Below are 20,496 nucleotides of genomic sequence, written 5' to 3'. Positions count from 1 at the left end.
AACATCATCGAAATCCATCAAATCAGGACAACGACAATTTCTTGCTGGAATGAGTTCACTTGGGCTTTCAGCCCTGAAGGAACCTATGTACTTTCAGTGCATAGTGGTTTAGTCTCTCTGGGAATTTGTTCTGCCCTGGCTTTGAGACTGTTCATATTGCGCTCAAACTGCTCCCGCTCTGGCGTGCTAAATAAGGTCAATTGTTCGACCTGCGGTTCCTCCAACTCCTTCAGGATGCTCTTCTGTAATTTCGTCAGAATGGCAGTGATATCGGTAATTTCCTTTTCTGCCCGGTTCTGCAAATCCCGTTGCAGACTCGTGCTACGTTCCCCTTTCCGCACTTCCAACGCCTGCATCAAGGGGTCTGCATACTTGTCCCACATCTGGGCTAATTTTTGCTGCATGGCTTCCGGGACGGAACCAAAGGTCACGGCACCTAATGCGGCTTGCAGTTGCATCACCCCCAGACGGCTGAACCGTCCTTCCTTCAACACCCCACCTGCCGTAATTACCTCTTCATGGAGCCGTTGCTGGTCACTCCCCAGAATTACAGAGTAGAACGGGAGTGTGAAAGCGCACTGGCTTCAGTCGTGGGATGAAATGCGACACGGGCAACTTTAGTTGCCTTCTCTTAGTGGAGATGAGAAAATAGTAGCTATGAGAACACTGAAGTTTAAGCTTTATCAACACAAGCGGAATCGGTATTTAAAGCAGACAATTAACGCTGCTGGAAGTATCTATAATCACGCCATTGCGCTTCACAAACGGTACTATCGGATGTGGGGTAAGCATTTGAACTGCAACAAGCTTCAGAGCCATATCGCCAAATTGAGAAAGCGTAAAGCATTCTGGCAATTGGTTGGATCTCAGGCGGTACAGGATATCGCTCAACGCATTGAGAAAGCGTATCAACTGTTCTTTAAGCATCACAAGAAAGGAGTTAGACCGCCAAATTTCAAGAAAGTCAAACGATACAAATCATTCACCCTGAAACAAGCTGGCTATAAATTCTTGGGTGGCAATCGAATCAAAATCGGGAGCCGAGTTTATCAATTTTGGACATCCAGAGAACTAGAGGGAACTGTCAAAACTTTAACCATAAAACGCACTCCACTAGGAGAGTTGTTTATGGTTGTCGTGGTTGATGGCGTTGATGAATCACAAACCAAAGTCGAGACGAGTAGAATCGCTGGCTTTGATTTTGGACTCAAGACGTTCATCACCGTTTCGGATGGTTCCAAAATTGAGTCTCCTTTGTTCCTGAAACAATCGCTCAATGCCATCAAGAAAGCCAGTCGCCTATTGTCTAAGAAGCAGAAAGGTTCTGCAAATCGTGAACGCGCTCGATTGAACCTGGTACGCAAGCATGAGGATGTTTGCAATCGCCGCTCTGATTGGTTTTGGAAGCTTGCCCACGAACTCACCAATAGATTTGCAAAATTGCATAAACTTCGGCAGGTGATTCTCACGTAACTTCGGCACCCGATTCTCAGTTATCTTCGGCAGGTAATTCTCATCGAACTTCGGCACCACGCTTTACACTGCGGTCACTGTTGACCTGAAGGTGTAAACGACGTGAGCAAAGGAACGCAACAAGGAGAGTTACTGTCGATGGACAAGTTTCGCGAGATCATCCGTCTGCATGAGATGGGGTATAGCCAATGTTCGATTGCACAAAGTTGTGCGGTTGCCCGGTCAACAGTACAAGATTACATTCGTCGAGCAACGGCAAAAGGATTAAGCTATGAACAAATTCAACAATTGAGTGATAGTGAAGCGAAAGAACAATTAGGCAAAGGAAAACGCAAAGCCAAAGAACAGCCAGAGACAATTGATTTTACAACGCTAGAGATAGAACGGCAACGCAAAGGAGTGACACTCGCGCTCTTGTGGCAGGAAGGCATCGACAAACAACAATGGCAATGCAGCTATGGTACATTCTGTCGGCGCTACAACAAATGGAAAATCCGCCAGCAATTGACGATGCGACAAGTCTACAAAGCAGGCGAGAAGCTATTTGTAGACTATTGTGGTCCGACCGTTGAGGTGATTCATCCAGAGACTCACGCGGTGACGAAAGCCCAAATCTTTGTTGCCTGTTGGGGTGCCTCGAACTACACCTATGCCGAAGCGACACCGAGTCAAGAATTGCCGCACTGGATTGGTGCCCATCAACGCGCCTTACAGTTTTTTGGGGGTGTACCAGAGTGTATTGTCCCGGATAATCTCAAATCCGGCGTGACCGACCCTTGCCGCTATGAACCCGGAATCAACCGCAGCTACGAAGAGTTCGCTCGGCACTTCAATCTGGTCATTCTCCCTGCTCGTCCGAACAAGCCCAAGGATAAAGCGAAAGTCGAAAAAGCCGTTCAAGAAGTCGAACGACAAATTCTTGCCCCGTTACGCTATGAACGCTTCACCAGTTTTACGGATTTGAATGCAGCGATTCGGGTGCGGTTGCAGCATCTCAATGACCGGGTGATGAGCGGCTATGGAGTCTCCCGTCGCGTTCTGTTTGAGCAAGTGGACAAACCTGCCCTCAAACCGTTACCGGGTCAGCCGTTTGTGTTTGCCCGCTGGAAAACTGCCAGGGTGAATCTTGACTATCATCTCGAAGTTGAAAAGCACTACTATTCAGTGCCTTACTGGTATGTGCAACGAGAAGTGCAAGTCAAGATTTCAGAGCATCTGATTGAGGTGTTTCATGATCATCAGCGGATTGCAGTTCACGAACGCTCACGTGTGCAATATCGTCACACCACGGTCGCTGACCATATGCCCCCAGAGCATTGGGCATACAAACGTCAATCAAAAGAGCGCTTTCTGGCTTGGGCAGATCAGATCGGGAGCCACACGCGCACTCAGGTCGAAGCCATCTTCAATGCGAAAGCGCATGAGGAACAAGCCTTTCGTTCGATTCGAGGAATGCAAAGACTGGCCACGACACATGGAACAGAGCGGCTGGAGTGAGCGTGTCGTCGCGCGAACGCTTTTGGCATGGTGGGCTTGCGGCGATTGCGCTCGATTTTGGCAACTCATCTCGATGCGGCAACTGTCGAATCCGAACCCGAGGTCACCCCTGCCATTGAACACTCGAATCTGCGGGGTTCTCAGTATTATCATTAACCACAACCTTAACCTATGACGAGTTCTGTCACCGAACAACTAAAAGCCATGCGACTGGTGGGAATGCTGGATGCTTGGATGGAACAATGCAACAGTCCGACTTATCACGACTTAAGCTTTGAAGACCGTTTGACGTTACTGCTGGAGCGCGAACAACTGCATCGTTCGCAGATGCGCTTACAGCGGCGATTAAGACAAGCTCAGCTCACCACAACCGCACATCTGAGTGATATTGACTTCACCGTTTCACGCGGCTTGTCGAAAGCGAAGTTTCTCGAACTCGCAGGTGGCAAATGGGTTCAAGACCATCTCAATCTGATTATCGTCGGTGCGACTGGAGTCGGAAAAACCTTTTTGTCGAGTGTGTTAGCAGATCAGTTCTGCACCCTGGGACATCCAGTGCGCTACTTCAAGTGTGCAGATTTGCTGATGGAATTGAAGTTTGCTAAAGCCGATGGTTCATTCCGTCGCTTTCAACAACAAATCGCCACCTTTGAATTAATCATTCTCGATGATTGGCTCAGAGATCCAGTGGCATCTGACCAGGCTCGCGATTTATTAGATTTACTCGATGTCCGCTACCGAACTGCTTCGTGTTTGTTCGCGACTCAACTCCCCGTGAATCAATGGCATTCTCAGATCCAAGACCCGACGCTTGCGGATGCGATGCTCGACCGAATTGTGCATGATTCGATTCGCTTAGTTCTCAAAGGTGAATCGATGCGAAAACTCACCAGTAAAGTCAAAATGAATCCAGATAGCATTGACTTAGATTGAGGCGACCCTTGTTCTGGATGATTCATAATTGCATTTCTCACCACATGCCACTTGCATTAGATTCAGCGTTTCTCAATCTGATTCCTCTGAGATAAATGCTTGCAATTTTCATTCGGTTCCGTTACGCTATCGTTAGACCTGCCGAAGTTGAGTGAGAATCACCTGCCGAAGAAAGGTGAGAATTAGGTGCCGAAGTTGTGCAAATATGCACTGCTCATCCAACAAGCGTAAGTAGGCTCTCCAACTATCGGTGTAGAATCGCCCAATCGAAAAGGGAGCTAACAGTTGCTGACGCTAATGCTCACGATTCACTTGTTGGAGCTCTGTGACTGATAAGGTAGTTGCTGTGATGTGCCCAGATTGCAAATAGCTCAAAGCCATTACTCCATTGCTTACTCTTGGCAATATGCATCCTAAACTTCGGACTTCCTTGAAAATTGTTCCTCTAAAAACTCAAGGACACGCTGAAAGGCTCGGTGAGTGGGGTGATCACTACCACGATAGCCAAGTGTAAGAGTCGGGTGAGCGTTCTGAGGAATGTTGTAGGGATTGCCAGGTTTAGAATTAATTTCAATTATTTCAAGTATCCTCCCACGTTGCCAACAGAGTTCAGAACTGTCTTCTATGACATCGGGTGTGCCGTCGAATTGTCGCCGCAAATTCTCAAATCTCTCAGATGGGCTAATCTTATCTTCAGAAAACCGCAATGCCAAAATGGGGATACCTTGGTCTGCTCTTTTTTTGGCTGCCTCTAAATCCTGTTCTGAAACTCCCAACGCAGCCTTATGAGAACGAGTAATGCCGAAGGGTAGGGAGGGCTGCCCCACGATCGGCGCAATGACCGACTCATTTGCCATCAAGGACAGAACAAAACCACCCGTGAGACACATGCCGATCACACCCACTCCTCCGCTTCCACAATTCTTGTGAGCCTCCCGGCAAAGTGCGCGTAACCAGTTGGTGATAGGGCTAGACTGATGTTTGGCGAAGCAGTAAAATTCCTGGCTGATACACAGTTGGGCTGTGTAGGCTACCGTGTTGGGAATTGAGAGCGGTGCGTCCGGTTTGCCAAAAAGAAGTGGTAGATAGACTGTAAAGCCTGCATCAACAATGCGCCGCGCTAAGTCAACGCATTCTGGAATCATTCCCGGTAGTTCATGCATAAGAATAACAGCAGGTCCATCGCCTTTGTGGAAGACACGACGATTGAGTCCATCATCAGAAAAATCAAACCCAACAAAGTCATGCATTGAAATTTTCCTTGCCTAGCAGTAAAGGTTCAGCATAAAAGCGGCTGTGCTCAAATTATATCTGTAGCAATCTTTAGAGGATATCAAAAACGGTACTGTCAACTTAACCGGGAGTAGTTAAAATTAAGCACGGTCATCCCTCAATCGTCAGTCTCACTCCAGTTTACGCAACATCTTTCACACTAGTGATTTCTCACCAATCCTCTAAGCGTTGGCGCATCTGTTCTCGGTATCGTTTTGCACTCAGGTCATGTTGCTTGGGATGAAAGTGGGATCGAATCGGGTCAGCAGTAGAGACAAATCGTTGCGCTTTCCCTGGAGACTTCGTCGCATTCGTCGTTCTCGCACTCGGGTCGATTGGTAAGAGTTCTCCGCCCGATTGTTCAACCCTTTGTGCTGTCGATGCTCCACACTTGGCATCACTCGTTTCTTTGCCGCTTCGTAACTCTTCAGCTTGTCGGTCACCCGTGGCACGAAGCTCTGTTTCTTCAACAGCTTACGGAAGAATCGCTCTGCTGCCTTCGTGTCTCGATGTCGTTGCAGCAAGACATCCAGCACGTTTCCTTCACTGTCCACCGCCCGCCACAAATAGTATTGCTGCTTTTTGATTGTGACCACCATTTCATCGAGATGCCATTTGTCCCTGATGTAGGAACGCTTGCGCTGTAACTGATTGGCGTATTGCTGTCCGAACTTCTGACACCATTCTCGAATCGTTTCGTAGGTTACCTCGATGCCCCAGTACAGCATCATTTTCTCGATATCTCAGTAGCTCAAGGGAAAAGTGTAATACAGCCAAACACAGTAACTGATGATTTCACCGGGAAATCGATGGCGGGAATACATGGGCAAGCAGATGCGATCAACATTGGATTGGATCAGTCCGATTATTCTACGTTCCGATTAACCTGACTGCGAGGATAGAAGAGTCTTTCTGCTGCCAATCTGACTCATAACCTGACCGGCTTTGTGCCTTTGTATTGATTTGTCGATTGGCAGCAGAAAGACCCTTGTTGTTTGTGTGGCTTGGGCATCGTGACCTGATAGGAGCCTGGCTTGAAAAAGTCCCATCGCAGTCTTGTCCGCTCACCCAGTCCTGCAAGCAGTTCTGCTCTTCAATCAGGCGGTGAACGATGACACAGAACACAATTGATTCGACTCAGATCATCATCGGTGTAGATACACACAAAGACACTCACGCTGCGGTGGCTCTGAATGCCTTAGGCACACGATTAGGAGAGCGCATCGAGCCTGCCACGCCAGCAGGATACCAACAATTGTTGAATTGGGCGAAGACGTTCGGACAACAGGTTGCATTTGGCGTAGAAGGAACCGGATCATATGGCAAGGGTCTGACCCAGTTCCTGCGTCGTCAAGGACTGAAAGTGGTGGAAGTGAGCCGCCCTTGTCGTCGAGGACAGCAACGATTGTAGGGCAAAGATGATCTGCTCGATGCAGAAGATGCGGCTCGACAAGTGCTAGCTGGACAAGCCACAGCAACGCCGAAATCGAGTGAAGGAGCAGTGGAAATGATTCGGATTCTCAAAGCAGCACGAGATACCGCCGTCAAAGCACAGACACAAGTCATGGTCGCACTCAAAGCGATGATTGTCACCGCCGATGCAGCACTACGAGCACAGTTGGAACCCCTGTCCACTCCTCAGTTGATCAAAGCGTGTCAACAACTCGAAGTTGGGACACTTGATACGCCGATAGCGGCAATGCGCTATGCCCTCGCGGCAATGGCAAAACGATGGGCACAGTTGCATGAGGAAATTGAAACGCATACCCAGCACCTGACAACGCTCACTCAAGCAGCAGCCCCTGAATTAGTGCAAGCGTTTGGTATTGGCACCGATACGGCCGCCGAGATGCTGATCACCTTTGGTGAGAATGCCGAGCGCGTCCATTCTGAAGCTGCCTTTGCCAAGATGTGCGGCGTTTGTCTGATTCCAGCGTCTTCCGGCAAAACTCAGCGGCATCGCCTCAACCGAGCTGGGAACCGTCAGGCGAATGCTGCCCTATTTCGCGTGGTCATTGTCCGAATGCGATGCACCAGCCGACCCAGGACTACGTTACCCGTCGCACCGCACAAGGACTGTCGAAACGAGAGATCATTCGCTGTCTCAAACGCTACGTGGCAAGAGAGATTTATCACCTCATTCGCAAGCCACGCTCAACTTCCGAAGTGCCTGACGTGAGTCAGGCTTAAGAACACAAAAAACACTTGACATCTATAGGAGCATCAATACCAGCCGATTGCATTCCCGAACGAGGATGGTACCCACATGGGTAATCTCTGGTGCGATACCGCCACAAGGTTCAGATTGCGCTCTGAGGATTTCCGTTGTAAGTCTACAAGCGGTTTCTAGCATTCGCCCTAGGTACCAGGCTTTAAAGACAACACAGGATACTCAAGAGACGACAGAGGATGAACCTCCGAATCCTGATATCCTGATAATGAGTGGGCTTGACCTAGATGCAACTTAATCTAACAGATGGTAGTTATCAGTTCTCCCCTCTAGATTGCACTGCTGCAATCACGCCCATGATTCAATCCATTAGAATCCCAACCGCTCCGTCTCGCCGTCGATCACCCGCCCCGGCAAACTCTCCACTTTGGCTACGAGTCACGGCATGAACACCACCAAAAAACATATTTTGCTGCTGCCACAGCTCTAGCACTTGATCAAATGGAAAAATGCTGCGGTCAACCACCAGTGACTCAGAGGTTGGTTCCAGGTTAAATACTCCATCTTCCCAATGGATTCGCGGACTGTTCACTGCCTGCTCTACCGACAGGTTGAAATCTAGCAGATTGGAAATCACCTGCAAGATCGCCGTGCGAATTCGATTAGAGCCGCCAGAACCGAGCACAATCTCTGGCTGATGCTGCCGCAGAATCATTGTTGGAGCCATCATTGAGGAGATACGGACGTTCTCCTGCCAGCTGTGAAAGCCATGCGGATGCAGGTCGGCTTCTCCCAGCATGTTGTTGGTCATGATTCCCGTCCCCGGAATCACATAACCCGAACCTTCACCGTTAGAAGTCGTGACGCTGGCGGCGTTGCCTTCACTGTCAATGGCACTAAGATGAGTTGTGCTGCCCCATTTATTGACTGGATGAGGACTTAACTGCTGGGCATAGGTAGCCAAATGGGCAGACGCTAAAAATTGCTTTGCTACGTCAGCCTGATAGAGATTGGCATCAAAACCATCGGCTCTGGCTCGGTTAGTTAGCTGCATAACGCGAGCCAACAGGCGCACTTGTTCAGTCGAGCCAAATTTCAGCTTTGGCAAATCTGTGCCTTCTAGCAATGCTAGCGCAAAAGCAATCAGTGCTCCCCCGGAACTGGGCGGTGGATTGGTGAGAAAAGTTCTGCCGCGATAGCTGGTTGTCAGCGGCTGCCGCTCAATTACCTGATAATGATGCAAATCAGCTAGCGTTAAATAGCCCCCCTGCGCTTGACAGTCTTTCACAAGCTGATGGGCAATCTCGCCCCTGTAGAAGCCGTCGGCACCCTCTGCCGCTAGGTAGGACAGCGTTTCCGCCAAATCGGGCATCGTAATCAGCGCTCCGGGCTGCGGTAACGCTCCTTGCACGGTAAAGACCTGCCGTGAGCCAGGGTTATTGAGCAAAATCGGTGCCAAAATCTGATAACAGTAGCTCTGGAAGGTAGTGACTTCAACTCCAGTTTTGGCGTAGTGAATGGCGGGTTCAGCGACCCAAGCTAACGGCAACCGTCCCAGTCGTCGATGGACGTGCAGCAGTCCGCCGATCGTGCCCGGAACGGCAATTGAACCCAGCCCAATATGAAACTCTTGTGAAACGCTGCCAAATCTGACTTGCGCTGGGTAAAAATCAACTGCATCTCGCGGGCGCTTCTGGCGTGGCGTTTGAGTGAAAAAGTCAAATAGAACGTTTTCTCCAGCCTGCGTATGCGCGAGCAGAAAGCCACCGCCTGCGGGAGAAGTCAAAGTGGGTTCAGCGACAAAAGATGCCATGACTGCTGCCACAACCGCATCAAAGACATTGCCCCCCAGCCGAAACATCTCTAACCCGGCTTCGACGGTTTTGGCGTGTCCTGCGGCGATCGCACCTTGAATTTTTGGGGGCATAGGGGCTGTTTTAACTTTTTTAACTTTTGAGTGTTGAGTTAGTTTACATAAGAAATGCTTTTACAAGACGGCTCTACTTCGCCTCACAACGAAACTTGTCCTCCTCCTGTCGCTGAAGTTCCTTCGGTGTATCTCAAGCACAATTTACCAACGAATTTATCAACGCAATGTTTTGAGTAAGCAATGACTCGATTGCCGCCTCGATCGTCGATTGATTGCTTAGGCAAGTCCACGATCGCCAGGATAAGCAGAAATACTTTGTTCAAAACTAAAAAAGTTACCCGGATCGTATTGCTGTTTTACCTGCTTCAATCGTTGCCAATTACTTCCGTAGTAGGCGGTTTGCCAGTTTTTAATCGAGCGATCGCAGTAATTTACGTAGCATCCCCCGGTGACATACGGCTGCATCGCTGAGCGGAAGTTCTGCACCCAGTTAATGTGAGCAGCCTGCTCCTGCGTTTTTGTCCAATATGCCTGATATTGAATGTTCCACTTCACTTGGCGATGGAAGAAAGCGGTGGCACCAGAGGGAATTTTGGCGATCGCGCCACCATAACTATCAAATTGCAGCACCACATTCTGACTCGGCGCTTGCCTAAGGAATTGAACAATCGTCGCAATGCCCTTTGCATCCAATGGACGAGCAACATAATCAGAAGCATTCTTGAATTTCGTCTGTGAACCATGCCAATGGGCTAAGCGCTTTGGATAATCTGGCTTCAACCCAGCAAAGGCATAAATTGCTCCCAAGTAAGGCAATGTCTCGAACGAGCTTTCTTTCGGTGCGATTGAGAATAAAGGCGCGAGTACATTGCGTAATTCTGCTTCGGTTCCCACAAATTGCCCCACCACGTAGACCGAGCTTCCCGGTGTGAGTTTCAAAATGCTCGTATGGCGATCGTCACTCTCTGGTGCAAAAGCTTGCCACTGTTGAATCACTCGCTCTATCTCGCTAGCATCCCATTTGAGTTGATAGACGGTGACTTTATCGATCGCATGAGTTTGGAACTTCAGTGCCGTCACAATACCAAAATTTCCACCTCCACCACCCCGCAATGCCCAGAACAGATCGCTATTCTGAGTCGCACTGGCGACAATGAGTTTTCCCACAGCCGTTACCATTTCCACAGATTGCAAGCTATCACAAGTCAATCCTTTCCAGCGAGCGAGTAATCCATAGCCGCCTCCTAGTGTCAATCCGGTAATGCCCACCGTTGCACAAGACCCACCTGGAATGGTTACCCCTTCTGCGGCAAGGGTTTCATAAATCGGAACGAGTTCTGCGCCAGCTTGAATGGTTACTTGTCCTGTGGTGCGATCGAATCGAATCTGCTCCATGTCATTGAGATCAATAATCAGCGCATCATCTGCAACCGAAAACGCCTCATAACTGTGCCGTCCGCCCCGAACTCGTACTGGAACTCCGCTCATCTGCGCCCAATTTACAGCGTTGACGACATCTTGCACAGACTGACAGAAGACGATCGCCAGTGGCGAGGCAGCAAATCGCGTATTGAAGTTCAGACGCGCATCTGCATACCCTGCTTCGCCTGCGTAAATGACTTTTCCAGTGAGTTCAGCCATTATATTGTCCCAAATCGCTTGCTTTTCATAGACACAAGCAAACTGAGGAGCATTTCAGAAAATTCGCACTGGAGAATAGCGATTCCAATCCGTATTTCCCTCCCTGAGACGAACCAGAAAGAGACGGTAATTACGGTAGTAGAAAAATGAGAAAGTGTTTCACACTTCGTTACATTAAAGAAGAAAGAGCAAAGGCGCTCATAACATCGGAGGTACCCGATATGAATAACAACATTCGTGTCGGCAGTTTGTTTGGAATTCCTTTCTATGTCAACCCGTCCTGGTTTTTGGTGTTGGGTTTAGTCACCTTCAGCTATGGCTCAGGATTGGCAGCCCAATTCCCAAATTTACCCTCAGGGCTATCTTGGGGTTTAGGGTTGTTCACAGCGCTATTGTTATTTGGCTCTGTGCTGGCTCACGAACTCGGACACAGCTTTGTAGCGTTGAAGCAGGGCGTGGGCGTTAGATCCATTACGTTGTTCCTATTTGGGGGATTAGCAAGTTTAGAAAAAGAGTCGGAAACCCCAGCCGAGGCATTTCAGGTCGCGATCGCAGGCCCCTTAGTCAGTTTGCTCCTCGCTGGCTTAGCGACGCTTTTTGCAGTCGGTACTGGGGTATCTGGCGCACCTGCCGCAATCTTGGGCGTCTTGGTCTCGGTTAACTTAGCGTTAGCGCTCTTTAATCTCATTCCGGGTTTGCCGCTTGATGGTGGCAACATTCTGAAAGCATTGGTTTGGAAAGTGACGGGCAGCCCTTACAAAGGGATGAAGTTTGCAGGTCGGGTGGGTCAACTGATCGGTTGGCTGGCGATCGCATCAGGACTTCTGCCGCTAGTTGTCTTTGGCAGTGGGCTGAACTTCTGGAATATCCTGATTGGCTGGTTCTTACTCCAAAATGCTAGTCAAGCTGCCCAATCTGGTGTGGTCTTGGATAAATTAGCAGGGCTGACGGCATCTGATGCAGTTAGCGCAAGTAGTCCGGTTGTTGCTGCTTCGTCAACATTGCGAGCGTTTGCCGACCAGCGGATTCTGGATCAGCGGGTATGGCAGAAGTTTTTAGTCACGAATTCTGATGGGCAACTCATTGGTACTCTTGCCATCGACGATTTGAAAGCAATTCCGAGTGAGCTCTGGTCTGAAACCTTGGTTCAATCCCTTGTAAAACCGCTTGATCCATCCTTAATGGTGCAGAGCGATCGTCCCCTATCAGAAGTGGTGACCTTCTTGGAAGAACGTAAGTTAACGGCACTCTCTGTTATCCAAGAGGACAATGTCTTAGTGGGCTTGCTGGAAAAAACTGCGATCGTGAATCTGCTACAGAATCGCGTACAAACTGCTCCGGCTTAGACTCAGCATAAACGGTACGGTGATCATCCGATGACCCGTATGGATGACAGACCTGAAATCAAGAACAGTCAGCATGGTGAAACTTCAGGGGAGTGGGCAACTGCTCTCCTGAAGTTTTTTGCATACCTTAGCTTGATGGCGGCTCAGGGTGATGCGGGTTTCAAGCGAACGGGCACATACTTGTGAAACGGTGTGGCACTAATGGGGTCACAGTGCTTGGCATCGGTGAGAAGGTTAATCAAAGGACCGTGTGAAGTGCGCTGTCCGGTTGCATCGGGATAGTCAAGACCATACCCATGCGGCAAGCTAACCACGCCGGGACGGAGCTGATCGCTGATCTGAACCCGAACCTGGATACTTCCGCGAGATGATTCACAAGTTGCGATCGTACCCTCCTCTAATCCGAAACGAGCCGCATCCGATGGATGAATGTGCAATGCCCCATCGGAATCCTCCTTTCTCCAGGCAGGATCGCGATAAATTGTATTGGCGTTGTAGGCACGTCGCTCTCCCGCAATTAGGATCAGTGGATAGTCTTCCGAAGTTGCATCCGATTGATTGGGAAGGGCTTGAAGTGCTTCGATCATCCCAGGAATGAGCAGATGTACCCGACCATCCCGATGATGAATAAACGACCATGTGTCTTCATAGCGGTGATGACTCAACACTGTCCCACTAGGACTTGTCATAATTCGCTCAAAGAGGGCTTCTGCCAGTGCTTTCCCTCGTCCTTTGAGTCCGGTGCGAGCGACGGCTGCACTATGTTGCCGAACATAGAGGTGACTTGCACCCCAGAAGGGAGCCGCTGCATCTGCGCCATCGGGTAACGTTTTGCCCAGCGATCCTTGCAAGACAAAGGGAACAATCTGATTCAGCTTGGGTCGGAGTGAGATCGCGCTAATCAGCGCATAGTAGTAGATGCCGAGATTGGGGAATCGACGATGCAAACGAGCGGCTGCTGTGAGCAGGGGAAATGACGTGGGTACCACTCCGGCCGCAATTCCTAAGCGTCGGTAGATCTCTGGCTCCGGTAGTGTGTCAGATTGGGGAGCGAAGAGGGGCTTGCGGAGATGAAATCCATTCTTCGGGAAATCTAAAGTGAAAAATGAAGCTTCCCATTTCTCAAATTGGGAAGGGGCTGGCAGGATGTAGTGAGCATATCGAGCGGTTTCCGTCATTGCGACATCAATGACGACGAGCAGCTCTAATTTCTCAAAAGCTTGACGATAGGCTTGTGTGTCTGCGGCTGAAACGATCGGGTTTGCACTATCGACAATCAGGGCACGAGTTCTCTGAGGATGGTCGGTGTCGATCTCTGCTGGAAGGACGTTCGGGGGAAACAGTTCGGCAATTTCAGCGACACCCGTGACAGCAGTCTTGAGGAGCGATCGCGCTTTACCCTTGGGTTCAGAGTGCCCGACGATCGGGAGAAAGAAGCTATGAAAGGTATTGCCTCCTCGCTTACCCAGATTTCCGGTGAGTAAGAAGAGCAACTTCTCTAGATAGGAGTTCAGGGTGCTGTTGCGGCTCTGCTGCAATCCCAAATCTACCCGAACACAGGCGGATTTTGCTCTAGTGAGCCGTTGAACAGTCTCAAAGACTTGTTCTGGTGCGAGTCCAGTTTGTGCAATGTATTCGTCGATCGGAACCTGCAACAGCACCTCACGCAGTTCTGAGAATCCCACGGTGTGTTGCTGCAAGAATTGGCGGTTTTCCAAGCCTTCACGCACGATCGTTGCTAACATCGCTGCGAGTAGAAAGGCATCGGTACCTGGACGCAACTGAAGATGGATATCCGCGAGTTGTGCAGTTTCAGTCCGACGTGGATCGATAACAATCAGAGTACGCGACGGGTCCTTCGCAATCTGCTTCAAAGTTCGACGAGCATTGCGGATGCCATGAGATTGCCAAGGATTAGTGCCAATAATGATTGCACAGTCGGTATGCTCGATATCCTCCGTGATGTGGCAACTCTGTCGCCCGAAGAGTTTGCCATTGATCCAGAAATCGCCTGTTTTTTCCTGAGCTAGGGCAGAGTAGTAGTACCGAATTCCCATTGCCTGACGAAATGCACTGCTGTACATCGCGCCCAAATGGTTCCCTTGACCGCCGCCGCCATAGTAAGCGAGGCAATCCGTACCATGTGCGTCTCGGAGTGCGATTAATCGATCAGCAATCTCGGCAATAGCAGTGTCCCAAGAGATGGGTTCAAACCTTCCATCTGGGGTTCGGCGCAGCGGTTGATGCAATCGATCAACGTGATTCTGATAATGATCTAGTTGCGCCGCTTTCTGGCAAAGGTAGCCAGCACTAATCGGGTGATTTTGATCTCCCCGAATTTTGACTAAGTGCCCCGCTTCGACCTGGACAAGAAGACCACAATTTCGTGAACATAAAATACACGCTGTGGGATGCCAGTTGCTCATAGTAGGAATTCCTCTCTCTTCAGAAGTTTTGACGATCGCACCCGCAGTTGAGAAATCGGATTCGATCGCTCAGCTAATCCCTAAGCCATTAGGAGTGCTCAAAGGGTGTACTTTGTCAGATTCACTGGCAGTGTAGATATGAGCTTGAGGGATCAGCAAGACTTCTACACAACCTGTCGCGATCGAGGGTACTTCCATCAGCAGAGAGAGGAGCGGTTCTAACTAAATGGCGACAACGGTTCTAACCTTCGATCGAACATACCGCTTTCACCTTCACGCTAAGGTGTTTACAAAAGTTAAACATTGAAGTGATTATCGCGATGATTCCCAATTTAATGGAATCAACCAACGAATATTGGTGCAGGTTGAACGAGCTAGAGGCGGCATACCAACGGGGTGAAGTTTCTTTAGAAGAGGTAGATGCGAGAGTAAAAATCTTGATGGCAGAGTTGGGTCAGGAACGTCGTGCCACAGTTCGTTTTCTACTAGGTAGTGTGAGTCGGATTTGGCAGGAACAACGGGAACTTGTGGTTGGCTTAGGGGTGATTGGCGTTTTGACCTACGCTTGGATTGTGACTTGTTAATTGCGGCGCGGGTTATCGTGTGTTGATTGAGATCGTTACAATGCACATTGTCTTAGACTTTCTCTCAATGTTTTCCTTGGTTTAACGATCGCCAGTTTCTAGCAACACCTCATTGGCAATTCGATGTTGCAACAGTGTTCTGACTTCTAGCAATCTGATCTCTTGCACGATCGTGGCTTCTATCTACCGAGGTGAGCCATTGGAAATCTGTACTCTAACTTTTTTATCTCATTAAGGCTTTCATCCAACGTCCACCGACTCGATCGCAACTCTCTATACTGAAGATAGAGGTAGGCAAGGTGTATGGATAACTTTTTTGCAGAGCTGGAATCCCTCGTCGATCAAGGTTTTGAAGAGCTGCTGGATATCGTCCGAGTGATCGAAGGGCGCGAACCGAAAGAGCCTGACATTCGCGTGACTGAGCGGAGCCGTCCAACCCACGAGCCATCAACGGACTCCATCTCTACAGTTCCCATCACGCCACCGAGTACCGATGATAGTCCACCCACGCTTACTGGAGTGGGTGGACTATCATCGGTACTGGGCGAGTTGCGCGAACTGGTGGAGCTTCCCCTTAAGCGTCCTGAACTATTAGCAGCCCTGGGGTTAGAACCGACGACGGGGGTATTGCTCACAGGTCCTCCTGGAACTGGCAAGACGCTCACAGCGCGAGCATTAGCTGCTGATCTTGATATCAACTACATTGCGCTCGTGGGTCCGGAGGTAATGGGCAAATACTATGGGGAAGCAGAAGCTCGACTGCGGAGCATTTTTCAAAAAGCGACTCGCTCTGCTCCCTGCATTATTTTTATTGACGAAATCGACAGCCTTGCGCCCGATCGCGCCAAAGCGGAAGGGGAAGTCGAAAAACGAGTTGTCGCGCAACTGTTAAGCCTGATGGATGGATTCGCAAAAACGAAAGGCATTATTGTCCTGGCTGCAACGAATCGCCCGGATCATCTTGATCCCGCACTGCGCCGTCCTGGACGCTTTGATCGCGAGATTGCATTTCGGGTTCCTGATCGGGCGGGACGCTTGGAAATTCTCGAAATTCTAACCGCTGCCATGCCGTTACATGAATCCGTAGATCTCGATGCGATCGCAGATCTAACAGGCGGCATGGTTGGCGCAGACCTCAAAGCTTTGACGCAAAAAGCTGCTTACCTTGCCCTGCGGCGACTATTACCAACCTTAGAGGGTCCCTTGCCTGATCGCATGACCGTCACGCAAGCGGATTTTTTTCAGGCGATCAAAGAAATTAAACCTGCGGTACTGCGATCAATTGAGATTGAAGCACCTAAAGTGACTTGGGATGCGATCGGTGGACTTGAATCCATTAAGCAAACACTGCAAGAATCCGTCGAAGGGGCGCTACTCTATCCCGAACTGTATCACCACACAAAAGCCAAAGCACCTCGTGGCATTCTGCTATGGGGTCCGCCTGGAACGGGAAAAACGTTGTTAGCGAAAGCCGTTGCCGCTCAAGCGCGGGCGAACTTCATTGCAGTGAATGGTCCAGAATTGCTGAGCAAATGGGTTGGAGCCTCTGAACAAGCGGTGAGGGAATTGTTCACGAAAGCACGGCAGGCAGCGCCTTGTGTCGTGTTTGTGGATGAGATTGATACGCTTGCGCCTGCACGAGGGAGATATCAAAGCGATTCAGGCGTCAGCGATCGCGTGGTGGGTCAACTCCTCACCGAACTCGACGGCTTGCATGACTGCCTTAACGTGCTTCTCATTGGAGCGACCAATCGCCCAGAAACATTAGATCCTGCTTTATTGAGAGCCGGACGGTTGGATTTGCAGATCAAAGTCGATCTACCCGATCAAGGGAGCCGTCTTGAGATCTTGCAAGTTCATAATCACGATCGTCCATTAGCGGATGTGGATTTAGAATCGTTTGCGGTGCAAACCGAGGGATGGAACGGTGCAGATTTAGCACTGCTCAGCAATCAAGCAGCGCTGGAGGCGGTTCGTCGCTATCGTGTTCAAGGCTTGAGTGATCCTAGTGCTTTACAAATTACAGTGGAAGACTTTGCGATCGCCTACCAGCGACTATTGCTACAGCGCGAAATGACTCGTTGAAGCTCTCCTATAATAGTCGTCCTTGAAAAAATCGAATTTTGGCAGATTTGACGAAGAGCCCCTAAAGGCCCGATGCGAGCATGATCGAGCGCAAACCAGATCAGATGGATCTCCCTGAAATAGCTCAGCATAGTTCATCTGATCGACGGGATTCACAGTTCTTCCAGGCTGAAATTGCGATTTAACTGCAATTTTTTGATTGTTTCTATCGGCTACAAATGTTGATCTTATTAGGCTTTTGAGTTTTTCAAGGACGACTATAATATGTTTGAAAGGTACTGTCAGGTTAACCGGACTGTAGAATTATCCTACTGGTTCAACGTTGGGCATTGTCAGCTTAACCCGAGTGTAGAATAATCGTACTGGTTCAGCGTTGACCTTGCCTGCTTGCCCATGTACTCCCGTCATCGATTTCCTGGCGAAATTATTAGCTACTGCGTTTGGCTGTATTACACTTTTCCCTTGAGCTACTGGGATATCGAGAAAATGATGTTGTACCGAGGCATCGAGGTGACGTATGAATCGATTCGAGAATGGGGTCAGAAGTTTGGGCAGCAATACGCGAATCAATTGCGTCGTAAACGACCTTACATTGCAGATAAATGGTATCTCGATGAGGTGGTCGTCAACATCAAAGGGCAGCAATATTATTTGTGGCGAGCGGTGGACTCAGAGGGGAACGTGCTGGAGGTGTTTCTGCAACGGCATCGAGATACAAAGGCAGCAGCACGGTTTTTCCGTAAGCTGCTGAAGAAACAAGGTTTCGTGCCGCGGGTGATGGTCACCGACAAACTGAAGAGCTATGAAGCGGCGAAGAAACAAGTGATGAAGCGTGTGGAGCATCGACAGCATAAAGGACTGAACAACCGAGCAGAGAATTTGCATCAACCCACCTGAGTCAGAGAAAGGCGAATGCGACGATTCAAATCTCCAGGGCAAGCACAACGCTTTCTCTCCACATTTGGACCCATCCGAGGACACTTTCACCCGAAGCAACATGAACTGAGTGCGAAACGATATCGAGAACAGCTACGCCAACGGTTTGAAGATTGGCGAGAAGTTGCTGGGCTAAATTCTGCTGCGTAATCAGAGGGATCAAGACTGCTCAGGAATTATCGTGCCTAATTTTGAATCTGCTCCGTTAAGTTGATAGTGCCTCGAGGGGACAGTGTATCTCAAGCAGCATTCATCAATGAGAGTTTTGGAGTTACTGCTTAAGAAATACGAACAAGACCAGTTTGTTTGTCACTTAAAAACCTTTGCAACAGAACTCACCAGACTGGCATTTCTGCATGACAATGACTACAGTGCCAGTACACTCCGTCTGATCTGACATGGCGGAGGAGAACATAGGAGCAGCAAGGACAGATATGCTGGCTCGTTGTACTGCGATCGAACGTAGTTTTGCCGGAAAGACTAAGATTGGATCGGGACAGAACTCTTGGAGAAATATGGGTTGAAGTAGGCATATTAAAAGTCATTTTCTACGTGGTAGCTACAGAGCCTATGAACTTGAAAGTTATGTGGACTTGATAGTAAAAGGGTGCGATCGTGGTAAAAATAAAGTCTCTAAGACGACTAATAGCTTTAGACTTTGAATTGCAAAGCACAGAAAAAACCTCCATCTACTGATTGTCAAATTAGTAGTGGAAGTTAGAAGCAAGCTAGTCACCCTGACTTACTGGAAAAGTAGGGAATAGAATCAGATTCTACTTTAAGTTCCGAAATTGTTCAGTTGTATTCCATCGTACCTTTTCGGGTCTTTTTTCTGTTTCTTCGTATCTTGAGAATTTGCCTTCGGCTTTTTAGCTTCTCTATTGCCTTTTTTCTCTTTCGTCATCTTCTTCCCTCCACTTAAAAGTTCTTGTATTTTAGTAGCTAATTAAGTACCCAAGTCATTAGCAGATTCCAAAAAATCGTTGTAAATGCTGCCAATGGCAGCATAGCTCCTTTTAAGGTTGCTTCGCTCGTTAGTTCTTTCAAAGTTACCTAATTCAAATTGGTATAGTTTAGGTCTGCATCAGTCAAATCTGCTCCAGCTAAACTTGGCTCTGTAAAATCAGCCCCGCTTAAATTTGCTCTCATAAGGCTCAAGTTCTTTAAACCTTGCGTTCTGAAACTTCTTTGCCCGTCTGCCTACCGTTTGAGGACTTCATTAGCGTTCATATTGTCGCCTCGCGACGCGTAGTACGATCGCTGTATCTCTATTCTAGACTTTCCTAACTACCCGATCGAACAGTCTGTCGAAGTACTTCTGCCTCAATTTGGATTTGAAACTGATTCAAGCTTTCTACTAAATTTGCTTCTAACCAACGATCCACACCGATTCTCTCTAATAAGGCTCCCACGATTCCTCCGGGTAGGTCGAAAGCAAGCGTGACGTAAACGACAACCGCGATCGCTCGGAAAGAATTCGGCACAACCGCGATTTGATAGCCCAGAAATCGATTTTCAGACAATTAAGTGTAAAGGAATGCGTTGAGTAATGCGCGAAGTCCATTTAGTTAGAAGTGGAAAGCCTAAACCAAACGTCCAATGCCATAGTTCTTCATCTCCGGGTAAGCGTCTGACCCTTTTGACAAGGGGCATCCAGCGTGGAACATTTTCTAAGTTTGCCCAGAGGTCGTAAACCTGTTCTATAGAACAATTCACATCTACCTCTACACTGCGCTCAAGCATGGGCTCACAATCATTCTGAAATCTAGTCATGGATGCTGCCATCGGGCATTATCGTTCTACTTAACCCCGCTTTGTCCATATTGGCTCCGTCAAGTGTTGCTCCCGTTAGATTTGCTTCGCTTAGATGTGCTCCACTCAGGTCTGCATCACTCAAATCTGCCTCACTCAAATCTGCTCCCGTCAAATTTGCGCCCCGGAAATCGGCCCCGCTTAGATCTGCCTTACTCAAGTCTGCTTTCTGCAAATTTGATCCACCTAGCTTCGCTTCACTGAGGTCTGCACCACTTAAATCTGCATGGATCAAATTTGCCCCGCTGAGATCTGCCCCGCTCAGGTCTGCGTGCATCAAACAAACTTGAATCATTTCGGCATCGGCTAAATTTGCTTGATTTAGTCTTGCTTGGTTAATACCAAATCAAAAAATACCTGCGACAGATAGAGCATCTACGATAAAGCTAAAGCCAGTCACAGAAGCAACGGTTTCGGTGGTTAAGTCAGCAATCAGTCCGTCCACTTTCGT

At 48.9% G+C, this 20,496-nt stretch carries 16 protein-coding genes and 3 pseudogenes; 10 read left to right on the top strand and 9 right to left on the bottom strand.

Annotation, left to right across the window (positions count from 1 at the left end; all coding sequences use genetic code 11):
• Nucleotides 1–83 precede the first annotated feature (83 nt).
• Nucleotides 84–491 (bottom strand): hypothetical protein, encoded by a 408-nt coding sequence (locus NC981_RS24810; RefSeq protein WP_348245475.1) that lies wholly within the window; start codon nt 489–491, stop codon nt 84–86.
• Nucleotides 492–657: 166 nt separating this feature from the next.
• Between NC981_RS24810 and NC981_RS24805 the strand changes: the two are divergent.
• The 3 genes and pseudogenes from NC981_RS24805 to istB all read left to right on the top strand — a co-directional run.
• Nucleotides 658–1,434: pseudogene (locus tag NC981_RS24805) on the top strand (transposase); the annotation flags it as partial.
• A gap of 141 nt (nt 1,435–1,575) precedes the next feature.
• A complete protein-coding gene (gene istA / locus NC981_RS24800) occupies nt 1,576–2,970 on the top strand; it encodes an IS21 family transposase (protein WP_348245474.1) in 1,395 nt (464 codons plus the stop codon).
• Nucleotides 2,971–3,141: 171 nt separating this feature from the next.
• On the top strand, nt 3,142–3,903 hold the full coding sequence (gene istB / locus NC981_RS24795; protein ID WP_348245473.1) for an IS21-like element helper ATPase IstB: 762 nt from the start codon (nt 3,142–3,144) through the stop codon (nt 3,901–3,903).
• A 413-nt stretch (nt 3,904–4,316) separates the two neighbouring features.
• Here istB and NC981_RS24790 read toward each other — a convergent pair whose 3' ends face one another.
• Nucleotides 4,317–5,153 (bottom strand): dienelactone hydrolase family protein, encoded by an 837-nt coding sequence (locus NC981_RS24790; RefSeq protein ID WP_348245472.1) that lies wholly within the window; start codon nt 5,151–5,153, stop codon nt 4,317–4,319.
• Between the two features lie 193 nt (nt 5,154–5,346).
• A pseudogene (locus tag NC981_RS24785) lies at nt 5,347–5,999 on the bottom strand (IS6 family transposase).
• 287 nt (nt 6,000–6,286) lie between these two features.
• Between NC981_RS24785 and NC981_RS24780 the strand changes: the two are divergent.
• Together NC981_RS24780 and NC981_RS24775 are read left to right on the top strand one after the other, a co-directional pair.
• A complete protein-coding gene (locus NC981_RS24780; protein WP_348245471.1) occupies nt 6,287–6,586 on the top strand; it encodes a transposase in 300 nt (99 codons plus the stop codon).
• Between the two features lie 42 nt (nt 6,587–6,628).
• Nucleotides 6,629–7,354 (top strand): transposase, encoded by a 726-nt coding sequence (locus tag NC981_RS24775; RefSeq protein ID WP_348245470.1) that lies wholly within the window; start codon nt 6,629–6,631, stop codon nt 7,352–7,354.
• A 352-nt stretch (nt 7,355–7,706) separates the two neighbouring features.
• Here the strand turns inward: NC981_RS24775 and ggt are convergent, their stop codons facing one another.
• Together ggt and NC981_RS24765 are read right to left on the bottom strand one after the other, a co-directional pair.
• Nucleotides 7,707–9,272, bottom strand: a complete 1,566-nt coding sequence (gene ggt, locus NC981_RS24770) for a gamma-glutamyltransferase (protein ID WP_348245469.1) — start codon at nt 9,270–9,272, stop codon at nt 7,707–7,709.
• Between the two features lie 219 nt (nt 9,273–9,491).
• Entirely contained in the window at nt 9,492–10,856 is a 1,365-nt protein-coding gene (locus NC981_RS24765; protein WP_348245468.1) for an FAD-binding oxidoreductase, read from the bottom strand.
• A gap of 221 nt (nt 10,857–11,077) precedes the next feature.
• On the opposite strand from NC981_RS24765, the gene NC981_RS24760 reads away from it, so the two are divergent.
• Complete coding sequence (locus NC981_RS24760) at nt 11,078–12,202, top strand: site-2 protease family protein (RefSeq protein ID WP_348245467.1); 1,125 nt, start codon at nt 11,078–11,080, stop codon at nt 12,200–12,202.
• 143 nt (nt 12,203–12,345) lie between these two features.
• On the opposite strand, the gene NC981_RS24755 is transcribed toward NC981_RS24760, so the two are convergent.
• Nucleotides 12,346–14,628 carry a molybdopterin-dependent oxidoreductase gene (locus NC981_RS24755; RefSeq protein ID WP_348245466.1) on the bottom strand — a complete coding sequence of 761 codons (2,283 nt, stop codon included), beginning with the start codon at nt 14,626–14,628 and terminating at the stop codon, nt 12,346–12,348.
• Between the two features lie 320 nt (nt 14,629–14,948).
• Here NC981_RS24755 and NC981_RS24750 point away from each other — a divergent pair, with 320 nt between their 5' ends.
• From NC981_RS24750 to NC981_RS24735, 4 genes and pseudogenes are all read left to right on the top strand, one after another.
• Nucleotides 14,949–15,212, top strand: coding sequence for a hypothetical protein (locus NC981_RS24750; protein WP_348245465.1), 264 nt, complete (start codon nt 14,949–14,951; stop codon nt 15,210–15,212).
• A 303-nt stretch (nt 15,213–15,515) separates the two neighbouring features.
• Nucleotides 15,516–17,297, top strand: coding sequence for an AAA family ATPase (locus NC981_RS24745; protein ID WP_348245464.1), 1,782 nt, complete (start codon nt 15,516–15,518; stop codon nt 17,295–17,297).
• 393 nt (nt 17,298–17,690) lie between these two features.
• A pseudogene (locus NC981_RS24740) lies at nt 17,691–18,383 on the top strand (IS6 family transposase).
• Between the two features lie 106 nt (nt 18,384–18,489).
• Nucleotides 18,490–18,630: a hypothetical protein gene (locus NC981_RS24735; protein WP_348245463.1), complete on the top strand. Its 141-nt coding sequence runs from the start codon at nt 18,490–18,492 to the stop codon at nt 18,628–18,630.
• An 886-nt stretch (nt 18,631–19,516) separates the two neighbouring features.
• Here NC981_RS24735 and NC981_RS24730 read toward each other — a convergent pair.
• From NC981_RS24730 to NC981_RS24720, 3 genes are read right to left on the bottom strand one after another with little or no spacing between them, the layout of a single operon-like run.
• Entirely contained in the window at nt 19,517–19,756 is a 240-nt protein-coding gene (locus NC981_RS24730; RefSeq protein ID WP_348245462.1) for a hypothetical protein, read from the bottom strand.
• On the bottom strand, nt 19,749–19,949 hold the full coding sequence (locus tag NC981_RS24725; protein ID WP_348245461.1) for an SRPBCC family protein: 201 nt from the start codon (nt 19,947–19,949) through the stop codon (nt 19,749–19,751). The genes NC981_RS24730 and NC981_RS24725 overlap by 8 nt, the downstream gene beginning before the upstream one ends.
• 49 nt (nt 19,950–19,998) lie before the next feature.
• Complete coding sequence (locus NC981_RS24720; RefSeq protein ID WP_348245476.1) at nt 19,999–20,385, bottom strand: pentapeptide repeat-containing protein; 387 nt, start codon at nt 20,383–20,385, stop codon at nt 19,999–20,001.
• Nucleotides 20,386–20,496: the final 111 nt, after the last annotated feature.

The organism is Leptolyngbya sp. DQ-M1 (assembly GCF_039962505.1).
In the GTDB taxonomy this organism is placed as follows: Bacteria; Cyanobacteriota; Cyanobacteriia; order Leptolyngbyales; family Leptolyngbyaceae; genus Leptolyngbya.
The sequence above is the reverse complement of the archived record's forward strand: the minus strand, read 5'-3'. Positions and strand labels throughout refer to the sequence as shown.